Genomic DNA, 22,899 nt, shown 5'->3' with positions numbered 1-22,899 from the left:
CCACTAACAACTAACACCTAAATGAATGAAATTTTGGCAGCAACATTTAACAACTAAAATTGCCAGTTCTTTTTTATTGCTATCCCTTTTCACAGTTGGTGTTGTGGGAGGGGTGACATTTTTTAATGCACGAAATGCTTTGAGAGATGCTGCTCTTAAACGTCTTAATGTTGCAGCAACGCTTAAGGAACAAGAAATTTATCGTTGGCTTTATTCCCAACGAGAAGATTTCATTTTTATCACAGAGATTCCCTATTTGAAGTCAAATTTGAAGACAATTCTTAGCTTAGAGGTATCAGAATCTGAATATAAAAAATCTTATCAAGTTTTAAATGATTATTTACAAAAAATAAATACCGTTAAACCTAATTTAAAAGAATTTTCTATTCTCAATCGCAGTAATAAAATAATTGTTTCTACTAATACAAATCGTATTGGTAAGTACGAATTATTAGCAAATGTTAGCGATGTAGAAATAGTCAACAGTAAAAATAATTTTACTCCGATTTTTTATATTTCTCCAGAAACAGGGAAAACGGCAGTTACTTTATATCTTACTTTACGCAATGCTGAGGGAGTTCGTCAGGGAATTGTTTTAGCAAGTCTTAGTTTAGAGAGAATAGATGAAATTGTTCGAGAAAATGCGGGTTTAGGTGAGAGTGGTGAAACTTATTTAGTTGGTTCTTTGAGAAGTAGTAAAAAAACATTTATTTCCAAATCAAAAACAAATAATAAAGAAAAATACCGATACATTTCTTCTAAAGGAATTGATTTAGCGATGAGCGGTATTAGCGGTAGGGGAGAATATCGTGATTACGCAAAAGTTCCCGTACTAGGAGATTATCGCGGGCTGAATAACCAAGGTTTAGCATTATTAGTAGAAATAAGTCAGCAGGAGGCATTTGCTCCAGCCCGCGAATTAGCTAATCGAGTTATCTTAATTGGTTTGACAGCGGTAGGTGTTTTATTGATGGGAGTATACTATTTATCGCAGCAGTTAAGCATTTATCGCCGACAATCGGAAGATTACAGTCACCAATTAGAAATAAAAGCCCAAGAAGCAGAAACTGCTAACCATTCTAAAAGTGAATTTCTGGCAAATATGAGCCACGAATTACGTACTCCTTTGAATGCTATTTTGGGTTTTGCCCAGTTAATGAAGCGAGATAAATTTTTGTCTGCTCAACAGCGAGATTTTGTAGCAACTATTAACCGCAGTGGCGAGCATTTACTGTCTTTAATTAATGATGTATTAAATATGTCAAAAATTGAAGCTGGAAAAACTGTTTTGCATTCAGAAGTTTTTAATTTGCATCTTTTGTTGCAGACTATCCAAGAAATGTTTCAACTGCGAGCAACTGCTAAAGGATTATTTTTAAAGTTTGATTTAGACCCTAGTTTACCAAAATGTATTATCACCGATGAAGGTAAACTTCGCCAAATTTTAATTAATCTTTTGGGTAATGCAATTAAGTTTACTGAAAACGGAGGAGTCAGTTTATCAGTTAACAGTAAACAGTTCTTAAATACTTCCCCCTCTCCCCCCAGATTTCTGCATTTCGAGATAAAAGACACGGGGAAAGGTATTGCTGCTGAAGAAATAGATAAAATTTTCGATCCGTTTGTGCAAACTGCTAATGGGGTAAAAGCGAGGGGTGGTACTGGTTTGGGACTTGCTATCAGCCGTCAATTCGTTCGTTTGATGGGGGGTGATATTTATCCTAGTAGCGTTTTAGGGCAAGGTTCGAGTTTTAGCTTTGATATTCAAATAAGCTTACCTCAAACACCATCAGAAGAATGTTCTCATAAAAAGCAAGTATTGAAAATTGCACCATCTCAACCTAATTATCGTATTCTTGTAGTTGATGACCGTTTAGAAAATCGGAATTTATTAGCCAAGCTATTAGATACAGTTGGTTTTGATACTCGTATAGCCACCAATGGAAAAGAGGCGATCGCTCTGTGGCAGACATGGCAACCGCATTTAATTTGGATGGATATGCGGATGGCTGTGATGGATGGCTATCAAGCTACAAGGTGGATAAAAGCAAATTCGCTACATCAAGAGACGGTTGTCATAGCTTTAACTGCAAGCGCTTTTGAAGAGGAAGAACCAGAAATATTTGCCGCAGGTTGTGACGATTTAGTACGCAAACCGTTTCGGGAAGCAGTAATTTTTGATAAAATGCATCAGTATTTAGGAGTAGAGTATATTTACGAAGATGATAATTTAGAAATTGATAATAAATCACTTTTTAATTTAAGTGTAAATATAACTCCACAAGAACTTAGTATAATGCCTCCGCAATGGGTGTCTTCTTTGCATCAAGCAGCTTTAGAGGTAGATGCAGATTTAGTTTTGCAGATAATTGAGCAAATTCCCCAACAATATCAAGTTTTGGCTCAGAAGTTGAAACAATTAACCCTAGAGTACGATTTTGATGCAATTATGGAAGCTAGCGAACAGTGAACAGTGCCCAATACTTCACCATTAAGTTTAGTAGGAATTAGCGAACCAAACAATTCTGTAGCGATGAAAAAACCTTTGATAGAAGCTCAATCCCAGAAATCGATTTCGAGAAGAAATTTATTAAAATATGGTGGCTTAATGTTGGGGGGAATGTCTTTAGCAACTCTTTTTGTAAACATATTCAAATCAACATCAGACAAAGCTAAATTTAAAATTGAACTAATTAAAAGTATTCAAATTGATTCAGCAGCAGAAATATGGTCTTTAGCTATTTCTGACGATGACAAATTTATTGCTAGTGGTAATAAAACTAGCAATAAAACTGGTACGATTGAGTTTTTAAATCGTCAAACAGGAGACATCCCCAAAATATTAGGCGCGCAGGAAAAGGTAACTCGTGCTTTGATTTTTACACCTCAAACTAATAAATTAATTTCGGGAGATGGAAATGGAAATATTCAAATTTGGAATCCGCAAAAAAGCAATTTAGAACGACAATTACAGGGTCATTCCAAAAGTATTTGGTCGTTAGCTATTAGTCCCGACGGTCAAACATTAGTTAGTTGTAGTGAAGACGAAAGTGTTAGAGTTTGGAATTTGGCAACAGGTGAAGCAAATAGAATTATATTTTCTCACGATACTGTCGTTTATGCCTTAGCATTCAGTCCCAATGGAAAAGTATTTGCGAGTGCTGGTAAAGATAAAATTATCAAAATTTGGGATGCAAAAACAAGAAACCTGTTAAAATCTCTTCAAGGACATCAAGATGCGATTAGAGCAATCGCAATTAGTCCCGATAGTCGATATTTAGTCAGTGGTAGTTGGGATAAAACTGTTAAAGTTTGGCAACTAGGCAGCGGTGAGTTAGTTACAACTTTTGAAGGTCATACAAATCGAGTTGTAACTGTTGCTATTAGTAACGATTCGGAAACAGTATTTAGTGGCTCGACGGATAATACGATTAAAGTTTGGAGTATTAAAAATAATCGATTGATAACTACCCTTTCCGAACATCGTGGTTGGGTTTTAGCCTTAGCTACCAGTCAGCAAGAAAATTTATTATTTAGTGGTGGCAAAGATGGAACTATTAAACTTTGGGAATATTAATTGAGTCAGGAGTAAGAAGTAATGAGTAATGAGTAATTGGTAACTTTACAATTCCACTTACCGGAATCGGATTAATTTAATTACTTTCTTGCCAAATTCTCAACTTATTATCCTCCGCAGCGCTACCGCTAATTATAGTGCGATCGCCATTTGTAAAAAGAGCAAAATTTACTCCCGCACTACTTCCTGATAAGGTACGAATTACTTTACCTTGATTGACATTCCACAATTTAATTGTTGTATCTTCATCCGCACTAATTAACATCGTTCCGTCGGAATTAAAAGCAACTGAATTAATATACTCAGAACTATCGGATAAAGTTTTAATTAAATCACCTGTTTCTACTTGCCATAATTTAATAGTTTTATCGACGCTTCCAGTCGCGATAATTTTGCCATCTGGACTAAAACTAACGGTTCTAATACTATTAGAGTGTCCTAAGATTGAGTTGAGCAAATCTCCCGTTGCTAAATCCCAAATTTTAATAGTTTTATCTTTACTAACGCTAGCTATTCTTTTACTGTCTGGACTAACGGCAATAGCAAACACACCTTCAGTATGTCCCGTTAAAGTATTAACTAATGAGCCAGTTTCGGCGTTCCAAATTTTAATATCATTAGCCCAATCACTATTAACTATTTTCTTACAATCGGGAGTATAAGCTACAGACCTTACTGCTTTCTCGCTAGCATTAATAGTGCGAATATTTTCTCCTGTTGCGACTTGCCAGATTTTAATAAGTCCATCTTTGCTACTACTCGCAATATGTTCACCGTCGCGGCTAAAACTAACAGATAAAACCCCTTTAGTATGTCCCTTCAAAGTGCGAACTAATTCACCCGTTTGTGTCTTCCAGAGTTTAATTGTATTATCTTCACTAGCCGTAGCAATTAAGTTTTGCTGGGAATTGACAGCAACAAACCAAATAGCATCATTATGACCTACAAAAGTCTGAATATCTATATTATTCCACTTTGGTTTTTTAATGCTATTTGTTGCAGCCAATGCAGTTCCACATTGGTTTATTTCTGGTTTGCCTGTGAATTGAGAACAAGCGGATATATTTGTAACTAAAACGATAAAACTGGTAAATTTGAAAAACTCTTTTAAGTAATTAAGATTCATTAAAATTGCATTCAACCTCATTGCTTCTTGGAAAACCAATCTAGGTAACGATAGTATATTAAATATAACCCTGATTTATCAGTCTTGGAGAACTAACGAATTTTCGGTATTTCAGCCAATGCCAGATATGAATGGTAGCAATATTAACGAGTGCATCAAAACATAATTGCGGTGTTGATAATGGTTCTGTTCAGTTAGATAAATAGGACTGAAACCCAACCGAAAAAACGATTTGCTGACCCCGTAAAATTCACGTATTCAAGTATAAATTGTATCTTTTCCCTCTCCCTACTCTTCCCCCTCTCCCGAGAGCATCCCGATTTTGAACCAACATTTTACCCGACACCCTGTAAGGGTGCGGCTATAGTCTGTGGGCTTTTTGCCGCCATTGGGATGCTCCCCCTCTCCCCCTACCCGTCATATGACACATACAACAATCAACCCTTCGGAGTGTAATTAAATAAAATCTCGATTTATTCCCGGTTTATTCTCTAGTTATTCTCGATTATTGCTTAATTTAAGATTAGTTTCTCAAACAAACAGCAATTTTATTTTAGGATACAATCATGAAATCTAATTTTGAACAAACTATCTCTACCTTTGGCAGCGCAGTCGCAATCACAGCCCTTCTTTCTATTCTTTCTAATAGCGTTTATGCGATTGAACGCACTTGCAAAGGTGGTTATGAAGCGCAATATAGCAGTTTTCAGTTGAATAGAATACACCCTTCTCCTTAATAAGCAGAGGGGAAGGGGAGCCACTGCGCTGTAGCAAGTGGCGTGGTGAGGTTGATCGCAGTGTATTGCACCTAAATGAAAAGTCCTATATAAAACTACATCCGTTAAAACTGGTAAACTTTACAAAATAATTAAGCATAGCTATAGGCATGTAAACAAGCTTCAACCTTCCCTATTTCTTCTCGATTGCTTGCTAATCTAGATGACAATATGCTCTTGCTATTAGATATAGAGGTGCTGTAATCGCTTCTCTATATCGTTTTTCCCGAATTCTAAATTTGGAATTTTGACTTGAAAAATGCGTATTCTACTGTTAGAAGATGACGAAGTATTATCAAATATATTAGTGAAATCTCTAACTCATCAACATTATGTTGTAGATGCGGTTAGTGATGGTGAAATTGGTTGGGAATATGCTCAAAGTGGTAACTACGAACTTATCTTAATGGATGTAGGTTTACCATTGCTTGATGGGATTAGTTTATGTCAAAGGCTGCGCGATAATGGTTGCTCTATACCAATTTTGCTGATGACTGCGAAGAATGCGATCGCAGATAGAATTCGGGGTTTAGATGCTGGTGCAGATGACTATTTGAACAAGCCTTTAGATTTGGGTGAGTTGCAGGCAAGAGTACGAGCTTTGTTGCGCCGGGGAGAGGTTGCACCAACTACTATTCTATCTATTGGCGAGCTATCTTTAAATCCTGCCACGGCTAAAGTTAAATACGGCGACAAAGAGTTAAAGTTAACACCAAAAGAATTTAATTTATTAGAATTATTTCTCCGAAATCCATCGCGGGTTTACAGTCGCACTCAAATTGTCGATCATTTATGGAATTTTGACGATCCACCTTTAGAAGAAAGCGTCAAGGCTCATATCAAAGGGTTGCGACAAAAATTAAAAAAAGTGGGGGCTGTTGATTGGATTGAAAATGTTTACGGTTTGGGATATCGTCTGAATCCCAAAATTGATGCTATATCAAAAGTTGAAGCAACCCAGTCAGTTGAGCAACAGTATGGCGATGCTGTTGAAAAAATGTGGCAGCAATATCAAGATGTCATGGTGCAAAGAATGACGGTTTTGCAAACAGCAGTGACAGCAGTCAAAACCGGGAAGCTAACACAAGAGTTGCAAAAGTCTGCTGGCAAAGAAGCTCATAAGCTAGCAGGGGTTTTGGGGATGTTTGGTAGAGAAACTGGAACCCAGCTTGCCAGGGAAATTGAGGAATTACTAACAGCACAAGACAGTTTTATTTATCAAAAACTGCCGTCTTTAGTGCAAGAATTAGATAAACTTTTGGCGTTATCAGTAAGTGATGCTGCTTCTACAAAAGATACTGCAAGGCTATTATTGATTGATATTGATAGCAATAGTAACTTGCAACTGTGCGAACAATTACAGCAACTTGCATCAACTCAGGGAATGAGTTGGTACGGAGTTGAGAATATTCAGCTAGCTCAAGAATGGTTGCAAAATCACATCCCAGACTTAATTGTATTGAGTTTGCATCGAGATATTAAACCCCAAGGATTAAATTTGATTGCTGACTTAGCAGCACGCACCCCGGCAATACCGGCAATAGTTATTTCAGAATCGGATAATTTGGAATATCGGATCGAAGTTGCTAGGGCTGGAGGATGTAGCTTTTTAGTTAAGCCAAGCGCAACCCAAATATGGGATTTAACCCGACAGTTATTAGAGCGCGATCGCAATTATTCTACAAAAGTATTAGTAGTAGATGACGATCCAATGTTTCTATCAGCTTTACATAATTTGTTAGAACCTTGGGGAATTAAATTTACGGGATTAGAAAATTCTCAGCGTTTTTGGGAGGTATTACAGTCTGTAGAACCAGATTTACTCATTTTAGATGTTGAAATGCCAGAAATTAGCGGTATAGAACTTTGTCAAGCAGTTCGCACCGAGCAAAAATGGCAAAGTTTGCCGATATTATTTTTGACTTCCCACCGGGATGGGGAAACAATCGAAAAAGTATTTGCTGCTGGGGCTGATGACTATGTAAATAAACCCGTTGTGGGAGCGGAATTATTAACTAGAATCACCAACCGTTTGGAAAGAAACCGTTTGTTAAAAACTATTTTTACAAAAGACTCACAGACGGGAATGAACAATTATGCAGAATCAAAAAGAAAATTAGATATATTATTCAGTAAAAGTCAAGAAAATAAAACTTCTGCTTGTCTGGCAATTTTGACTGTAGCGCAATTAGCTAAACTAAATTTAAATTACGGTCATAACATCGGCAATCAAGTGTTACAAAGATGGGCAGATTTAATCCAAAAAGTGTTTCGTGGTGACGAAGTAATCGGATATTGGGGTAATGGAGAATTTATTGTCGGGTTGAGAGAAATTAATAAAAACCAAGCAAAAGAAAGGCTTACGGAAATATTGACGATTATTCGACAGCAGATATTTACAGCATCCGATGGCAAGCGATTTCAAGTAGCCTGTAATTGCACAATAGCAGAATATCCTAGTGATGGTAAAACCGTAAATTCTTTATATCAGTCAATGAACAGTTAACAGTGAGCAGTGAAGAATTACCAATTACCAATTACCAATTACCAATTACCAATTATCAATTCCCAATGCCCAATGCCCAATTACCTATTACCTATTACCTATTACCTATTACCTATTACCTATTATTTTTTAAGCTAATAATGAAATGGAAGAGAATGAACTAATACAAGAAAATAATTTATATAATCTGTTAAATCGCAACAATGCATTATTAAAAGCGCAACAAGATGCAGCGCTTGATGGTATTTTGGTTGTAGATGAAAATCGGCAGGTAGTTTCTTACAATCAGCATTTTTGTAAGTTATGGAAAATACCGGATGATATTATTAGTAAAGGTAGTTCGCCGAAATTACTCCAGTATGTATTAACTCAGGTTTTATATCCAGAATCTTTTATAGAAAAAATCAATTATCTCTACGAACATCCCGAAGAAATTAGTAGAGATAAAATTTATTTTAAAGATGGAAGAATTTTTGAACGTTATACTAGTCCAATTCAATCCAGCGGCGGAGAGTATTACGGTAGAATATGGAACTTCCGAGATGTTACCAAACTCCAGCAAAGAGAAGAAACACTACAGTTAATTGTAGAAGGAACTACTACACAAGTTGGTAGCGAGTTTTTCCATTCTTGCGTTCGTTCTTTAGCAACTCTTTTGAGGATGCGTTATGTTTTAATTGCTGGTTTAGTTTGCGGATCTCAACATAAAGTACGTACCTTAGCAGTTTGGAATGGAGAAGGATTTGGCGATAACTTTGACTACTCTTTAAAAAATAATCCTTGCGAAACATTGCTGCAAGGAAAAGTTCGTAGTTATTCCCATTCCGTGCAAAACTTGTTTCCAGAAGATGCATATTTAAAATCTTTGCAAGCTGAAAGCTATATTGGTATTCCTTTATTAGATAAAAGTGGAAATATTATCGGTTTAATCGCCGCATTAGATGATAAACCATTACTAGAAAACACAGAAGCAGAAGAATCAATTTTAAAAATATTTGCAGCTAGAGCCGGAGCAGAATTAGAAAGAATAAATTTAGAAACAGCTTTATTAAAGCAAGTTGAAAGAGACGCTTTATTAAATCAAATTACTCAAAAAATTCGTCACAGTTTGGATAGTCAGCAAATTTTTCAAACTACAGTTAATCAACTTGGTAAAATATTTGCTGTCAGTCGCTGTCATATTCATAGTTATATTAATTATCCTCAAGCACAAATACCTTTAGTTGCCGAATATCGTCATCAAGATTACTCTTCAATGTTGGGAATAAATATTCCAATTAACGGTAATCCACACGCTCAAAAAGTTTTAGCTCAAGATGCAGCTTTTTCAGCACCCGATATTTATAAAGAACCTTTATTAAAGCCAATGCAAAATATTTGCAGCCAATGGCGAGTTAAATCACTATTATCAGTGAGAACATCTTATCAAGGGGAAGCTAATGGAATCATAGTTTTACATCAATGCAATAGCATTCGTGATTGGACAAAAGATGAAATAGAACTTTTAGAAGCAGTCGCAGCACAAGTAGGAATTGCATTAGCCCAAGCAAGACTTTTGGAACAAGAAAGAGAAAACGCCAAGCTTTTACAAATAGCAAAAAACCAAGCTGAAACCGCAAATCATGCCAAAAGTACATTTCTTGCTAATATGAGTCATGAATTGCGAACTCCTCTAAATGCAATTATCGGTTTTTCTAAGCTGATGCAGCAAAATTCCGCTATCAGTGCTCAAAATCAAGAACATTTAAAAATTATTAATCGTAGCGGAAAATCTCTGTTAAATTTAATCAATGATGTCTTAGAAATGGCAAAAATCGAAGCCGGACAAACTATATTAAATACAACTCCCTTCGATTTACATAATTTACTAGAGATTTTGTGGTCAAATTTTCAACCGCAAGCAGAATCAAAAAATTTATCGCTGCAATTTGACTTACCCCCAGACTTTCCGCAACATATAATTGCAGACAAAAATAAACTTCACCAAATTTTATCCAATCTTTTAAGTAATGCGATAAAATTCACCGACAACGGCAGAGTTATTTTAAAAGTTACTATTCCTACTTCTCCCTCTTCTTCCCTATCTTCCCTTTCCTTTAGTGTAAAAGACACTGGATGCGGTATCGCTTCAGAAGATAAGAATAAATTATTCCAGCCTTTTGTTCAAACTATTAACAATTCTCAAGCTAGAAATGGAACCGGTTTGGGTTTAGCAATCAGCCATGAATTTGTGCAGCTAATGGGAGGAAATTTAGAAGTAGAAAGTACCATCGGGAAAGGCAGTATTTTTTATTTTGATATCGTAATTAATTTATTAGAATCTTCCCCAACTGTAAATAAAGTAATCCAAAAGCCAACATTTTATTTATCAGAAGAATTACAGCAAGAAGCTCTGACAAATCTACATCTGCAAGTCATGCCCGGAGAATGGATTTCTAGCCTTCACCAAGCAGCAATAGAAGTCGATGCCGATACAATTTTCCAGCTTATCGCCCAAATCTCCCATCAACATCAATTATTAATCGAAGCACTCACAAACTTAACTCGTAACTATGACTTTGATGCGATTATTGCATTAAGTAGGGAGGAATGAAAATAGAAGGGAGAGGCGGAAGAGGGGGGAGAGGGGGAAGAGGGGTAAGAAATGCCCAATTACCAATTACCAATTACCAATTCCCAATGCCCAATGCCCAATGCCCAATGCCCAATTACCCATTACCAACTACCAATTCCCAATGCCGAAAGCAGATATTTTAGTCATTGACGACACTCCAGAAAACTTGGCGCTACTTTCGCAAATACTTAAAGATAAAAATTATAAAGTTCGTAGCGTCACCAAAGCCTCTACCGCTTTAAGAGGAGCAAAAGCCGCACCACCAGATTTGATTTTGCTTGATGTCAAAATGCCAGAAATGAACGGCTATGAAGTTTGTCAGCATCTAAAAGCAGATGAATCTACTCGCGATATTCCCGTAATTTTTATCAGCGCTTTAGGTGACGTGCTAGATAAAGTCAAAGCCTTTGAAGTCGGCGGTGTCGATTATATTACCAAGCCCCTGCAAGTAGAAGAAGTTTTAGCTCGGATAGAAACACACTTAACCATCCGACGATTGCAAAAGCAACTTCAAACCCAAAATAAACACTTACAACAAGAAATTTCCCAGCGTGCCGCAGCTGAAGAAAAATTTGCGAAAGCATTTCGCTCTAGCCCAAATCCAATTGCTATTAATACCCTTGCAGAAAATAGTTTTGTCGATATTAACAGTAGTTTTTCAGAAATCACCGGTTATTCTCAAACAGAAATCATCGGCGAATCCGCCAATAACCTTAATATTTGGGTAAATCCTCAACTGTACGATTTTTCAGTTAAAAAACTATTAGAAAAAGGTTCATTGCACAATATCGAATGTCAGCTTCGCAGTCAACAAGGCGAGATTAAAACAGTTTTACTTTCCATCGAGCTAATCGAACTTAATGGTTTAGCTTGTACTTTAAATATTATTAACGATATTACCGAGCGTAAACGCTTAGAAGATGAATTTATATCTTTAGTAAGTCATGAATTACGCACCCCGATGAACTCAATTATTGGTGCATTAGATTTATTAAATACTCAACAGTTAGGTACTTTAACTGATAAAGGAAAGCAAATTATCAATATCGCTATAAATAACACCGAGCGTCTTATCCGCTTAGTTAATGACATTCTTGATTTAGAACGGATAAAATCGGGCAAAATCACCATGCAGCCATCAAAAAGCAACGCTGCCGAACTATTAATACAAGCAGCCGCAACAATGGAATCAATGGCAGATTCAGCCCAAATCTACTTAAATGTAGAACCAGCATCAACCGAAATTATTGTAGACTCAGACCGTATTTTACAAGCTTTAACTAACTTATTGAGCAATGCAATCAAATTTTCTGAACCGGGTCAAACTGTCTACTTACGTAGTATTATAAAATCAAATTACCTACAAATAGAAATCCAAGACCAAGGAAGAGGAATACCAGCCGACAAAATACAGTTAATCTTTGAACGTTTTGTGCAAGTTGATGCTTCCGATTCCCGCAGCAAAGGAGGTACCGGCTTAGGGCTTCCCATTTGTCGCAGCATTATAGAACAACATAAAGGTAAAATTTGGGTAGAAAGTATTTTTGGTAAAGGCAGCACTTTTTATATTCATTTACCAATAGTTGGTAATTGGTAATTGGTAGTTGGTAATGGGTAATTGGTAAATGTTCACTGTTCACTGCTGCTCACTGCTCACTGCTCACTGTTCACTGCTTACTGTTCACTGCTTACTGATATATGACTAAATCAATTTTAGTAGTTGATGATGAAGAAGACATTAGAGCGCTAATTCAGCTAGGCTTGGAAATGCAAGCAGGTTGGAAAGTACTTAATAGCAACTCTGGAGAAGAAGCAATTTTAATTGCTGAAAGTCAACAGCCGGATGCGATTTTATTAGATTTGATGATGCCGGATATGGACGGCAAAACGACATTAAAAAAATTGAAAGACAACCCGCAAACAAAGCAAATACCTGTAATTTTGATGACTGCAAAAAGTAAATCTTCCGTTGAGGAAAGCTTTAGCGATCTGGATGTTGCAGCAATATTTACTAAACCATTACGCCCTTTAAATCTCGCACAACAGATAAGTGAAGTTATATCGCTATCCTAAATTATTTGTGAGATATTAAGGAAAATCCCCCCTTCTCATTGAAAAAAAGAGGGATTTAGGGGGAAATAAAAAGTACAATTTTTATTAATATATTTGCAAATATTTCACTCAGGAACCGCCAAGAAATTCCAGAAAGGAGAACTGACAAATTCATCTTTAGTTAGGGGCGGAAAACCTTCAACCCAACTTTTTAATTCATATATTTTTAAACAACAATCATCTACAAGGAAATCATAAATTTTGCTATCGTGCCGCACCCCATTATCATCCTTGCCGTGTTCAAAAATGATGTATGGTCTATGATTTTTGATAATTTCTCGTCCACCTTTTAAAACAGAGTATTCCACTCCTTCAACATCGATTTTAATAAAATCAATTTTTAAATCCGCTGGTAATACGTTATCTAATTTATGGACTTTTACTAAAATACTTTCAGTCAAGGCATTGGGAATATGATGGCTCCATACACCCTTTTTTAAACTACTTAGCGCCGGTGAATTTACAACGTACCAAAAAGTAGCTTCCCCCTCGGAATCACTTAAAGCAGCTTCTATAACGTTAGTTTTAGGAAACCTTTTTCTTAACCTATCGGCAAGCCTGGGAATTGGTTCAAAAGCATAATGACTTCCCGATGGAGATAATTCTAAAATAGAAGCTAAAAACTCACCTGTATTACATCCGATATCAATGCAGTTAGATTTTTCAGTTAATATTCTATGCAAAATTTTAACTGTCAAATGATTATCTTCTGCATTGATAATATATTTTTCTTTTTTATTCTTATTTAATAAAGTATATAGCTGTTTTGTAAAACCTTCAAAATAGGAACCCTTGAGAGTTTCTTTTAAAACATTTTTAGCTTCCAAAATTCTTTTAAGTTTAAAATCCATTTTTTTTATTTTCAACTAAAACTATCTAAATAGAACCTGCGCCAGTCGAACTCAAAAAGTTGGTTTGCTCTCAAATCTTGCACCAGTTGCACCAACCCGGTTTTCTGATTTCACAACGAGATGATAATACTTTCACGACTAGAAACCGGGCTTCTGTGAGCGAAATTGAGAATGGTGCAAGATGTCAGATTTATAAGACTTTGTTTTGCAGCTATCCTCTTAGCGATCGCACTTAACTTAAGATCGAATCTGCTATACCAGAAGAAGAAGAGGAAGAAGAGTGCAATTGTAGGTTATAAGGTTTAGCAGAAGTTTCCACACCGTTGACAACTAAACCCAATATATGAGCCTGATGTTCCATTAACTGCTGCAAGCTATCGCGTACCGAGCTACTAAAACTCATACCCGGTTTAACCACAAACAATACATTCGGAATTTGAGCCGTCATTAATGCTGTAGCGGTTGTAGCGCTGACGGGAGCAGTATCAACCAAAACGTAATCGTATTTTGTATGAGATTCGGCATCTGCTAAAGCTTGCTGGAATCTTCCCTGGGATACCATTTGCACAATTTTACTGCTTCGTGGTGTTGCCGGTAATAAATCCAAATTCGGCTCTACAGAAACAACTTCATTTGTGATATTTAATTCTTGAGTACAGCCTAAATCTTGAGTCAATTCGGCGCGGATAAAATCACCATCGACTACCAACACTCGAAAACCTAATTCGACTAATGCTTTTCCTAATCCTAAAGTTACAGTTGTTTTACCTTCGCTTTCCATCGCGCTAGTAATTAATATATGACGGTTATTTAGAGGCTGTAAACTAAGTGCTGAAGCGAGTCTTTGAAATCTCACTTGTTCGTCAACGTCTTCCGATGTTAAGTGAGCATCTTTAAGTTTAGGAATAGAGACAACCATTGGGAATTTCATATCCTGCAAATCTTGAGGGCTTAACAACGGATTGCGTCTTTCTAAAAGTAAGATTAAAGCAATACTGCCGGTGATTCCAGCTAGTAAAGCATTGAGAATCATCAAAGATTTTTTGGGAGAAATCGGCTTATTGTTAACTCTAGCTGAATCTAATATTTCGACATTAGGATAAACGTCAAAAACATCAATATTTGTCTGCTGAACTTGAGCGACTAAACCTTTATAAACACCTTCTGCTACATCAACATTACGTTGGAGTTCTATTAATCGCTTTTGTTGGTTAGGAATAGAATTTAAGTTAGCCGTCAGCTTTTCTATTTGATTTTGTATTAATATAGCGCGTCTTTGTTGACCGGAAGCTTCAGTTTCTGCCAAAATTAATTGTTCGATTAAACCGGCACGCCCTTCCCCTTCACCGCTGACTGTAGTGTCGATAGCTATACCGCCAGAAGTTCGTTGAACTTGATTTTGCATCCGATTTAATAATACTTTTTCTTGCTGTAAAAGCTGTCGAACTTCCGGGTGGTTATCGGTATATTTAGCTTGTAAACCGGATAATTCCGCTTTTATTTCTGCGAGCTTACCTCTAATAAATTGATAGTCACGATTTTCACCCAAGCTTAAAGAACGAATAGCTTGGTTTGAGGACATGCTCAATAAATTTGATAACGTATTAACGCGATTTTGATTGTATTCAGCAAGGGATAATGCCTCTAATCGAGCTTTTGTTAAACCGTCAATTGTGGTAACGATAGCTTTTGTTTGTTCCTCAGCATCAACTAAAGCGCTGGATTGTTTAAATTGCGCTAAAGTTTGTTGTGCTGCCATTAAATTATTGCGAGCTTCTTCTAATTCAACTGCACTAAATTGTCTTTTGGATAAGCGGTTTTGCTGTCGAAGTTCTTTAAGTCGTTGTTGAAATAAAGTAATGAGATTATTGGTGCGTAGTTTCGCTAATTCTGGTGATAAACCTTTAGTATATACAGTGATGATGCGGGAGTTTTCATCAATGGAAATTTCAAATAGCGACTTGTAACCAGATACATTTTGAAATTTATCTTTCTGTGGATCTACACTAAGAACCTTTTCCATCAAAGTATCGCTAGTGAGAATACTTTTCTGCATTTGTAATTGACTATCGCTACTTGCAGAAATACTAGAATTATCTTTTCTGAAAGAACCTAAAATACCCAAATTTGCATCTAAATTCCCATTTGTTGCCGGAATCGTTAATTGTGCCGACGCATTCCACATCCGAGGTGTAACTATGGCAATGTAACTAGTTAAACCTAAAACTAACAGATTCCAAAAAATTACAGGCTTCCAATGTCTAATAGTTATTGCAGTTATTTTATTCATAATATTAATACCAGTTTATTTCAACTAACACTTACCCATACCTCGTTCCCAGCCTGGAGGCTGAAAAAGCAATACTAATACTCCACCAAGGAAACTTTGCGGGGTGTATCGTTGAGAAAGAAAATTTGCATTAATTGTGAAGGGTATATAGTAATTAAAATCTTTTCTACCCCCTCTACCTCTTCTTCCCCCTCTACCCCCTCCCCATCCTTACTTGTCAAAATTAATGAAATCGAGTACTAGTAGTCAACCCAGAAAAATGTGCAGGGTTAATTTCTTTCGCTACTTGCTAAAGCTTTTAAAATTACGTTACCAAAGCCTTGCCAAACAGAGGACAAAACGAAAACTGCACTATCAGCCATGTCAGCATAAGGATTATTGACAAAACCCAAGAGTGAAACTTCTGCTTGTAATTCCAATTCATAAATTAAATTATTTAAATTTTCCTTTTCTAAACCTTCTCCAAAGATTACCAATCCACATCGACGCTGTTGGCGAAATTTGGCAATATCCGGTGGAGATTTAAGCATGGAAAAGATTCTCCGCTTTATACTGCGAACTAGATTTCTCCGATATAGTTTTCATCAAGTTGAGAATCTCGCCATAATTGCGCCGAGCATCAAAACGCTTTTCGGCTAACCGACGACTGGCAACAGCCATTTCAGTTATTTTTGCAGGATTATTTCTCAGGGTTTTCAAAGCGATCGCTAAAGCTGTAGCATCTGATGGCGGCACGATTAAGCCGTTGATTCCATGTTGAACTTGCTCTGCTATAGCACCAACATTGGTAGTAATTATTGGTAAACCTGCTGCCATTGCTTCGGAAATCGCACTGGGTAAGCAATCAGCTTCGGTAGGGAAAACGAAAATATCTGCTTGTTGGTAAAGTTGCTTTAGACGTTGGCTGTTAGGAGTTAAATCGCAATGTAGCTTTAGGCTATCGATGCCGGTTAATTCTCGCTGTAAACTGGTATCTTTGGTGACGATATCGAGAGTATAATCCTTATCTAGACCATCAAGAAAAGCCTCCAGTAGAGTATAACCTCCTTTGCGAGCGAAATCTCCTCCCACAAACAATAACTTTAAAGGATTTGCGTTGCTATCTTCCAGAGATTTTTCACGTCTAAAATTCCACTGTTCTAAATCCACTCCCGGCGGAATTACAATGATTTTCTCAGGAGATATATCATAATCATAAATCAAAGAATTTTTAGCCCATTCGCACCACGTCACAATTCCAGTAGCAGCACTATAGGTGCTTTTATTCCACTGATATTTTCCCCGCTCTAATAAATAATTACTACCGACTTTATGATTGTATCCAGTCGCAATACTATCAAGGTTTAAAGGTGTAGCATCGGTAGAAATAATCGTAGGAATACGATGCATAAAAGGAATAGAAAACAGTGCAAGTGTTTGAGTATGAAGAAACAATGCATCTGGTTTTTGTGATTTCATCGCTGCATTTATCGCTCTACGGGCGCGTAGACTAACTTGCAACGACCAATTATTACGAATTACCGGAAATTTTTCCCAAATATCATTCGTCTTTGTTCCTACAGGCATCCAGTTTGGTTTGATATTGCTATCTTTATCTACCCAATATTTGAGATTTTGGTAATGGGTAATATGTCCTAATGCCTGCTCTACGATAAAACCGAAATTAAACATTTATTTTTCTATATTTGTTGCAATTAAGGTAACTCAAAATTCGTAACTGGTTCGTAGTTGGGCTTTAGCCCTCTTTCAGAATATGATGCGAAGACAGCGTTACTACAAAACCTTTTCAACCCATAACCTTCTGCCTTCTGGAAAAAAAGATTTTAAGTTTGATTTTCAAAATTTGATACTGCTGTGGAGGTAGAAGAAAAACCATACAAATCTTGAATAATGCTTCCGACATAGTTTGCCACTGAATAATTACAGATAAATCGTTCCAAATCACATTTGCCAAAAATTTAATGGCGATCGCACCGTTTTTTTGTCCAGATGGTGATTCTAATGATTTAAAAGTAAGATAGTGATAAAGGCTTGCAAGTGACTTTCTTTTTAAATTTTGCAGTGATTTAGGAGCGTATTTATAAGCTTGTTCGATAAATTTTAAACAGGCTGTTTCCATTTTTAAAATATTAGTCGATACTGAGCAAGAAGAAGCACGGTGTAAAACTTGGGGAAGCGGTACTGTAACAAAATCATACCGCTTAGCTAAGCGCAACCACATATCCCAATCTTCAGCAAGCGTAAATGACTCATTGAAAATACCAGTATTAATCAAAGCCTGCCTGCGAATTAAAGGATTTGAGCCATTTTCTAGAACGTTTTGGATTAATAATTGTTCGTAGGCATCACCATTAATAGCTATATGATTGCCATGACGGATAAATTCACCATATTCATCAATGTAGTCCACCCAAGAATAAGCTACTGATGCTTGAGGATTTGCTTCTAAGGCTTTTAACTGCGCTTCTAGTTTATCTGGAGTCCAAGTATCATCAGCATTCAAAAAGGAAATAAACTGACCTTGAGCGCGTTCAATTCCCCGATTGCGACTCATACAAACACCAGCATTTTGATAGGAAAATATCTTTAAACGAGAATCTTTGATACTAGATATTACGTTTAGCGTTAAATCCCGAGAGCCATCATTTATAACTATTAGCTCTAAATTTGTATAGGTTTGATGCAATACTGATTCAATTGTTTCTCGAATTGTTTTTTCACCGTTATATACGGGAATAATTACAGAAATTAATGGTTTTGCGTTATTTTTCATAATTACTTCTATTGTTTTAAAATTTGAAATTTTAAAGAGTTTATAACTCCTAAAAATGAATGTAGTGGTCTATCTTATTAATTTTGATAGGTGTTTTTAAGTAGGGGGAAGAGGAGCCATTGCGTTTGACGGGTTCCCCCTCCCCATCCTTACTTGTCAAAATAAATGAAATCGAATACTAGTACAGTAAGGCGTAAATTTGGCAACCATTGCTAACGATTAAAATCCTCATCCTATAAGACTTCTTACTTTTTACTTTTTACTTCCGCGCAGCGGTACTAGTCACCTACTCTACAATCGAAATTCTCTAACTTCGGGGTTAATTCAACTCGTAAAGACATTTTGTGAAACATTGCCAAAGCAATATGCAGTGCAAAAGCGGGATTTCCTAACAAATAACGGGCTGCTAAACGTTTAGGCTCGCGACAAAAGCGATAGAACCACTCAAAACCGGCATCAGATATAATATTTGGACAATCTGGAACAATTCCAGCCATCCTATCGATAATTGCTCCACCAAGCATAATCGCATTAACCCGCAAATTATCGCGATACTGTTGTACCCAATGTTCTTGAATCGGCATTCCCATGCCTACAATTAAAACATTTGGCTCAAACTGATTGATTTGCTCGATTACTGACTGATTTGCTTGCACATCTTGTTTATCAAAATATCCGTGATGCCCTGCAAAACAAACTTTCGGGTATTGCAGTTGTAAATTATTAATCGCAGTTGTTAAACATTGAGGCTTTCCACCTAATAAAAATACCGAATAGTTTTTGCGATTGCAGCTTTCTAAGACTTTAGGCATTAAAAGCGTATAGGAAGTTCGATAATCTAAAGGTAAATCCAATCCCATATAGCCGATTGCTTTCAATATTCCTACACTATCGCAATTAGCAATCTCTGCACTTTGAAGAAACTCGTAATACCAAGGCAGTTGCATTGATAAATTGAAACTGTGGATATTGTAATTCGCCACAGTTATTTTCTTATCTTCTCTACAAGCTTTATCAATTGCTTCCACAATTGAAGAGATAGACATACAGTCTATTCTTCGCTCCAATAAATAGATACTCAAAGCAGTCGGTTTGTCTATTTGCCTATCATTTATTGTTGGATTATCTGTATTCGAGACACTAACATCACTATGAAAACCGGAAGGTGTTCTTAAAAAAGAAAAGGAGCTTGCCATACACAATAATTTTCCTGCTAACGGGTATAAGCAGACTTAATAACTAGACTATGTAGATAACCAAAAAAAACTGACAAGAACTCGCACAGTTTCTTTATTCAACAACAAAATATATAATCCCCACAATAAAAACAGATTGTTAAGAAGAAGTCTTATTGTTGAGGCGACTCTATCGCTTCGGTAGAAACACTCGTTCAACTTTATTTTTATGCGGTCAGTATAATTAACCAATTTAAAAATAAAAGTATGTCCAGATACAATTTTAAAGTAAAAAACACTAAAAATGAAAATTTACGATTTTTAATAAATCCATAAATCTCTGGAAAACAAAGCATCACGAAGAAAATGTAAGCTAATACTTCGAGTCGTTAATTCTATCTATAGAAGTATCTCAAAAGCATTTTACTGTTGAATTCCACACGCGAGGTGTAACTTGAGCTATGTCAGTATTTCAACCTTAAAACTAATATATTCTAAAGTATTACTGGCTTCCAGTATCTAATCGCGACCGCTGCTATTTTATCCATGATATTAATCCCAGTTTATTTCAGCAAACAATTACCAATTACCAATTAACTCTTCCCATTGATTAACATTTAAATCTTGCTGTTGTTGTTCGGAAAGAATCGCTCCCAACCAAATAAAAAAGAACCAAAAATAAATCGCCATCCAAGTTAAATTAGTGGCATGAAGCAATAAATATAAAGCGACTAAACACCCAAATGCACGCTGAGAAATGGGGTTTCCTTTGATAGCAGGTTCCCAAAAGCTGCACATAGTTGAAACAAGCGCCGTAATAAAGAAAATAAATCCCAAAATACCGTGGATGTAAAGCACTTTCGCATAGGAAGAAAACGTTCCCAAAGGAAGTACAAAAACTCCATTCCCCCAACTGACGGTTTTATCCATAATCCCCCAACCCAACCAAGGAGAATCTCTCCATGCGTCAATAGTTGCATTAATCACATATTCTCGGTCTTTGGATGATTCCGGACGACCGCTATTAAAAGTTGCTAGAGGTGAAGCGATTAAATCTTGTATGCTTAAACTTAATACAACAGCAAATAAAGAAATCAAAGATACTATCCATAAATAAGCTTGTCGAGCTAAACCACTACGAAAGCAATATATAATTAGCCAAACCAAGGGAAAACATACCCAAGCAAGACGACTTTGAGAAATTATTAAACTGATTAAACTACCAGCAATAGCAAATTTACGCAATTTTTGGTTGCTTTCACCCAAACACATAAAGAAACATAAAAGACCGCAAACCCCTAAAATAGGTGGGTCGGCTGTATATAAAACTGCTCTAGGTAAAGGAACACCAAAAAATGATCGAATCGTAGCAAACTTGACCATCATACTTTCTTTTTCACCCGGAATTAATCGAGCTAGAGGCGGTAATATTGACTCTTGAGGACCCATTACAAAAAGTATTATTAGTTGAATCGCCAGGGTTACTAATAAACCAGCAGTCATCCAGGATACAGCCCTGACAATGGTTTTCACCTGAATGCGATGCCAAAAGGGTAAAGTCATGCAGGCAAATATCATCAAGTAGCCTTTGAATAAAGTAAAAAACGTTGCTGCTGTTTTTAAAGCCGGAAAGCCGATTGACTCTAAACCTAAAATATTTGTCCACAGTGCAGCAAAAATCATTGCCAACCATGCCCAGTTACAAATTGGTAAGGATTGTTTAATTAGCTTATCTAGCTTCAAACCAGCTACTAGTAAAAATACGCTGACAACCGGATAGACAATAGTTTGTATTCCCAACAGCCACCAAAGTGGTGTGAGGACAATCGTCCAGTAAATTACTCTTTCAGCAAATGATTTAGCTTCGGATTTTGATTCGGATTGTTTGCGATTTGGACTAAAGTGGTTCAATTGCAGCATTATCAAGAATTTTTTTAGTTTTTTAAACTAAGACTTTGGAAGGTATATTTAATGCATTTAAGTACTTTTCGGCACCATATTTAATGGTGAATTGATTTAGCCACTGGGAATCTGCTTGCTTAATATTGCCTGCAAGTACCTTTAAAATAGCCTCAGCCATAGCATGTGGTTCGCCGACTGGAGTTAATTCTCCATACTTACCATCTGCTAGAATCTCCGCAGGACCGCTGTGACAATTTGTAGACACTACTGGAGTTCCCACGGCTAAGGCTTCTGCAACGACATTACCAAAACCTTCCCAAGCAGAAGATAAAACGAAAACTGCGCTATGTGCCATATAAGCATGAGGGTTATCAACAAAACCCAACATGGCAACATCTTCTTGCAAACCTAATTCGCAAATTAAATTCTTGATCTTATCTTTTTCTGGTCCCTCTCCCAAAATTACCAATCGACTGGGTTGCAGTTGATGCACTTGAGCAAAGGCACGCAACAAAGTCGGATAATCTTTTTGTGGATATAACCTGCCTACTGCGATGATTACTGGTGGTTCACCCGGTTGGAACCACGGATGATCGACTGGTTCTTTAGCTTTGGCAAATACTTCAGGAGTTAAAATCGGATTGTAAATTGTATCAATGCGTTCTAAGGGCAAGCGAGTCACATTGGCTAAATCTTTCCCTACTCCTTGAGAAATAGCCACAATACCATCTGCCCAAGGGTATAAAAGTCTTGCTGCTAATGGTGTTAAACGTACTGAAAGTTGAGGAATGCGTTTTGCTTCGAGAGATAGATGATTGCGTTCGGAAACTACAACTCGCGTTGATACCCCAGCAATACGCTTTGCTAAAAGGGCAATTTCACAAGGATAGTGTAGAGCCGCTAACATACTTTTAGGCTCTTCTCGTCGCAAATATTGAACTAATTTTGGTATCGTACTTAGCTTTGATTGCGCTTTTAAATCTACAAGTCGAATTTCTGCTGGTAATTGCTTGATTAAGGAACCTTCTGCCTTTGCAAGCACCATATCAACTTTTAGTTCTTGTTCTACAAAACAACGAGCTAAATTTAATAAAATTCTTTCAGCACCACCACCGTAAAGGCAACGTAGAAAGATTGCAATATCGGGTGAAGATTTAGACATGGTTCAGATTTACTGCCTTATATTGTGAGCAAAAT

At 36.6% G+C, this 22,899-nt stretch carries 16 protein-coding genes; 7 read left to right on the top strand and 9 right to left on the bottom strand.

Annotated elements, in window-relative coordinates; genetic code table 11:
• The first annotated feature begins 25 nt into the window (after positions 1-25).
• Complete coding sequence (locus tag RIV7116_RS09965) at positions 26-2,470, top strand: ATP-binding protein (protein ID WP_015118173.1); 2,445 nt, start codon at positions 26-28, stop codon at positions 2,468-2,470.
• A gap of 3 nt (positions 2,471-2,473) precedes the next feature.
• Positions 2,474-3,577 carry a WD40 repeat domain-containing protein gene (locus tag RIV7116_RS09960; protein WP_015118172.1) on the top strand — a complete coding sequence of 368 codons (1,104 nt, stop codon included), beginning with the start codon at positions 2,474-2,476 and terminating at the stop codon, positions 3,575-3,577.
• A 76-nt stretch (positions 3,578-3,653) separates the two neighbouring features.
• Here the strand turns inward: RIV7116_RS09960 and RIV7116_RS09955 are convergent, their stop codons facing one another.
• The gene (locus tag RIV7116_RS09955; protein ID WP_198287584.1) at positions 3,654-4,703 is read right to left on the bottom strand and encodes a WD40 repeat domain-containing protein; all 1,050 of its coding nucleotides are present in this window, start codon (positions 4,701-4,703) and stop codon (positions 3,654-3,656) included.
• Between the two features lie 566 nt (positions 4,704-5,269).
• Between RIV7116_RS09955 and RIV7116_RS35760 the strand changes: the two genes are divergently transcribed.
• The 5 genes from RIV7116_RS35760 to RIV7116_RS09935 all read left to right on the top strand — a co-directional run bounded on the left by RIV7116_RS35760 (position 5,270) and on the right by RIV7116_RS09935 (position 12,672).
• The gene (locus RIV7116_RS35760; protein WP_015118170.1) at positions 5,270-5,440 is read left to right on the top strand and encodes a hypothetical protein; all 171 of its coding nucleotides are present in this window, start codon (positions 5,270-5,272) and stop codon (positions 5,438-5,440) included.
• Between the two features lie 298 nt (positions 5,441-5,738).
• Complete coding sequence (locus tag RIV7116_RS09950) at positions 5,739-7,985, top strand: response regulator (RefSeq protein WP_015118169.1); 2,247 nt, start codon at positions 5,739-5,741, stop codon at positions 7,983-7,985.
• Positions 7,986-8,130: 145 nt separating this feature from the next.
• Complete coding sequence (locus tag RIV7116_RS33760; protein ID WP_015118168.1) at positions 8,131-10,578, top strand: GAF domain-containing protein; 2,448 nt, start codon at positions 8,131-8,133, stop codon at positions 10,576-10,578.
• Positions 10,579-10,678: 100 nt separating this feature from the next.
• Positions 10,679-12,196, top strand: a complete 1,518-nt coding sequence (locus RIV7116_RS09940) for an ATP-binding protein (protein WP_015118167.1) — start codon at positions 10,679-10,681, stop codon at positions 12,194-12,196.
• 101 nt (positions 12,197-12,297) lie between these two features.
• Positions 12,298-12,672: a response regulator gene (locus tag RIV7116_RS09935; protein ID WP_015118166.1), complete on the top strand. Its 375-nt coding sequence runs from the start codon at positions 12,298-12,300 to the stop codon at positions 12,670-12,672.
• A gap of 104 nt (positions 12,673-12,776) precedes the next feature.
• On the opposite strand, the gene RIV7116_RS09930 is transcribed toward RIV7116_RS09935, so the two are convergent.
• From RIV7116_RS09930 to RIV7116_RS09895, 8 genes are all read right to left on the bottom strand, one after another.
• Positions 12,777-13,577: an FkbM family methyltransferase gene (locus tag RIV7116_RS09930; protein ID WP_157229272.1), complete on the bottom strand. Its 801-nt coding sequence runs from the start codon at positions 13,575-13,577 to the stop codon at positions 12,777-12,779.
• Between the two features lie 217 nt (positions 13,578-13,794).
• Positions 13,795-15,852, bottom strand: coding sequence for a tyrosine-protein kinase domain-containing protein (locus tag RIV7116_RS09925; RefSeq protein ID WP_015118164.1), 2,058 nt, complete (start codon positions 15,850-15,852; stop codon positions 13,795-13,797).
• A 269-nt stretch (positions 15,853-16,121) separates the two neighbouring features.
• The gene (locus RIV7116_RS09920) at positions 16,122-16,382 is read right to left on the bottom strand and encodes a glycosyltransferase (protein ID WP_044290851.1); all 261 of its coding nucleotides are present in this window, start codon (positions 16,380-16,382) and stop codon (positions 16,122-16,124) included.
• Entirely contained in the window at positions 16,375-17,523 is a 1,149-nt protein-coding gene (locus tag RIV7116_RS09915) for a glycosyltransferase family 4 protein (protein ID WP_015118163.1), read from the bottom strand. Before RIV7116_RS09915 ends, RIV7116_RS09920 begins: the two co-directional genes overlap by 8 nt.
• A gap of 115 nt (positions 17,524-17,638) precedes the next feature.
• Positions 17,639-18,625: a glycosyltransferase gene (locus RIV7116_RS09910; protein ID WP_015118162.1), complete on the bottom strand. Its 987-nt coding sequence runs from the start codon at positions 18,623-18,625 to the stop codon at positions 17,639-17,641.
• 278 nt (positions 18,626-18,903) lie between these two features.
• A complete protein-coding gene (locus RIV7116_RS09905; protein WP_015118161.1) occupies positions 18,904-19,821 on the bottom strand; it encodes a WecB/TagA/CpsF family glycosyltransferase in 918 nt (305 codons plus the stop codon).
• A gap of 558 nt (positions 19,822-20,379) precedes the next feature.
• On the bottom strand, positions 20,380-21,720 hold the full coding sequence (locus RIV7116_RS09900; RefSeq protein ID WP_015118160.1) for an O-antigen ligase: 1,341 nt from the start codon (positions 21,718-21,720) through the stop codon (positions 20,380-20,382).
• A 22-nt stretch (positions 21,721-21,742) separates the two neighbouring features.
• Positions 21,743-22,864, bottom strand: coding sequence for a glycosyltransferase (locus RIV7116_RS09895; RefSeq protein ID WP_015118159.1), 1,122 nt, complete (start codon positions 22,862-22,864; stop codon positions 21,743-21,745).
• Positions 22,865-22,899 lie beyond the last annotated feature (35 nt).

The sequence above is a fragment of the Rivularia sp. PCC 7116 genome (assembly GCF_000316665.1).
Lineage (GTDB): Bacteria > Cyanobacteriota > Cyanobacteriia > Cyanobacteriales > Nostocaceae > Rivularia.
The sequence above is the reverse complement of the archived record's forward strand: the minus strand, read 5'-3'. Positions and strand labels throughout refer to the sequence as shown.

What these genes read in the sequence shown, in the direction of transcription:
- RIV7116_RS09905 (WP_015118161.1), bottom strand. Translation starts at nt 19,821, where the DNA reads ATGGCAAGCTCCTTTTCTTTTTTAAGAACACCTTCCGGTTTTCATAGT.
- RIV7116_RS09900 (WP_015118160.1), bottom strand. Translation starts at nt 21,720, where the DNA reads ATGCTGCAATTGAACCACTTTAGTCCAAATCGCAAACAATCCGAATCA.
- RIV7116_RS09935 (WP_015118166.1), top strand. Translation starts at nt 12,298, where the DNA reads ATGACTAAATCAATTTTAGTAGTTGATGATGAAGAAGACATTAGAGCG.
- RIV7116_RS35760 (WP_015118170.1), top strand. Translation starts at nt 5,270, where the DNA reads ATGAAATCTAATTTTGAACAAACTATCTCTACCTTTGGCAGCGCAGTC.
- RIV7116_RS09940 (WP_015118167.1), top strand. Translation starts at nt 10,679, where the DNA reads ATGCCCAATGCCCAATTACCCATTACCAACTACCAATTCCCAATGCCG.
- RIV7116_RS09925 (WP_015118164.1), bottom strand. Translation starts at nt 15,852, where the DNA reads ATGAATAAAATAACTGCAATAACTATTAGACATTGGAAGCCTGTAATT.
- RIV7116_RS09895 (WP_015118159.1), bottom strand. Translation starts at nt 22,864, where the DNA reads ATGTCTAAATCTTCACCCGATATTGCAATCTTTCTACGTTGCCTTTAC.
- RIV7116_RS33760 (WP_015118168.1), top strand. Translation starts at nt 8,131, where the DNA reads ATGGAAGAGAATGAACTAATACAAGAAAATAATTTATATAATCTGTTA.
- RIV7116_RS09965 (WP_015118173.1), top strand. Translation starts at nt 26, where the DNA reads ATGAAATTTTGGCAGCAACATTTAACAACTAAAATTGCCAGTTCTTTT.
- RIV7116_RS09950 (WP_015118169.1), top strand. Translation starts at nt 5,739, where the DNA reads ATGCGTATTCTACTGTTAGAAGATGACGAAGTATTATCAAATATATTA.
- RIV7116_RS09915 (WP_015118163.1), bottom strand. Translation starts at nt 17,523, where the DNA reads ATGTTTAATTTCGGTTTTATCGTAGAGCAGGCATTAGGACATATTACC.
- RIV7116_RS09955 (WP_198287584.1), bottom strand. Translation starts at nt 4,703, where the DNA reads ATGAATCTTAATTACTTAAAAGAGTTTTTCAAATTTACCAGTTTTATC.
- RIV7116_RS09920 (WP_044290851.1), bottom strand. Translation starts at nt 16,382, where the DNA reads ATGCTTAAATCTCCACCGGATATTGCCAAATTTCGCCAACAGCGTCGA.
- RIV7116_RS09910 (WP_015118162.1), bottom strand. Translation starts at nt 18,625, where the DNA reads ATGAAAAATAACGCAAAACCATTAATTTCTGTAATTATTCCCGTATAT.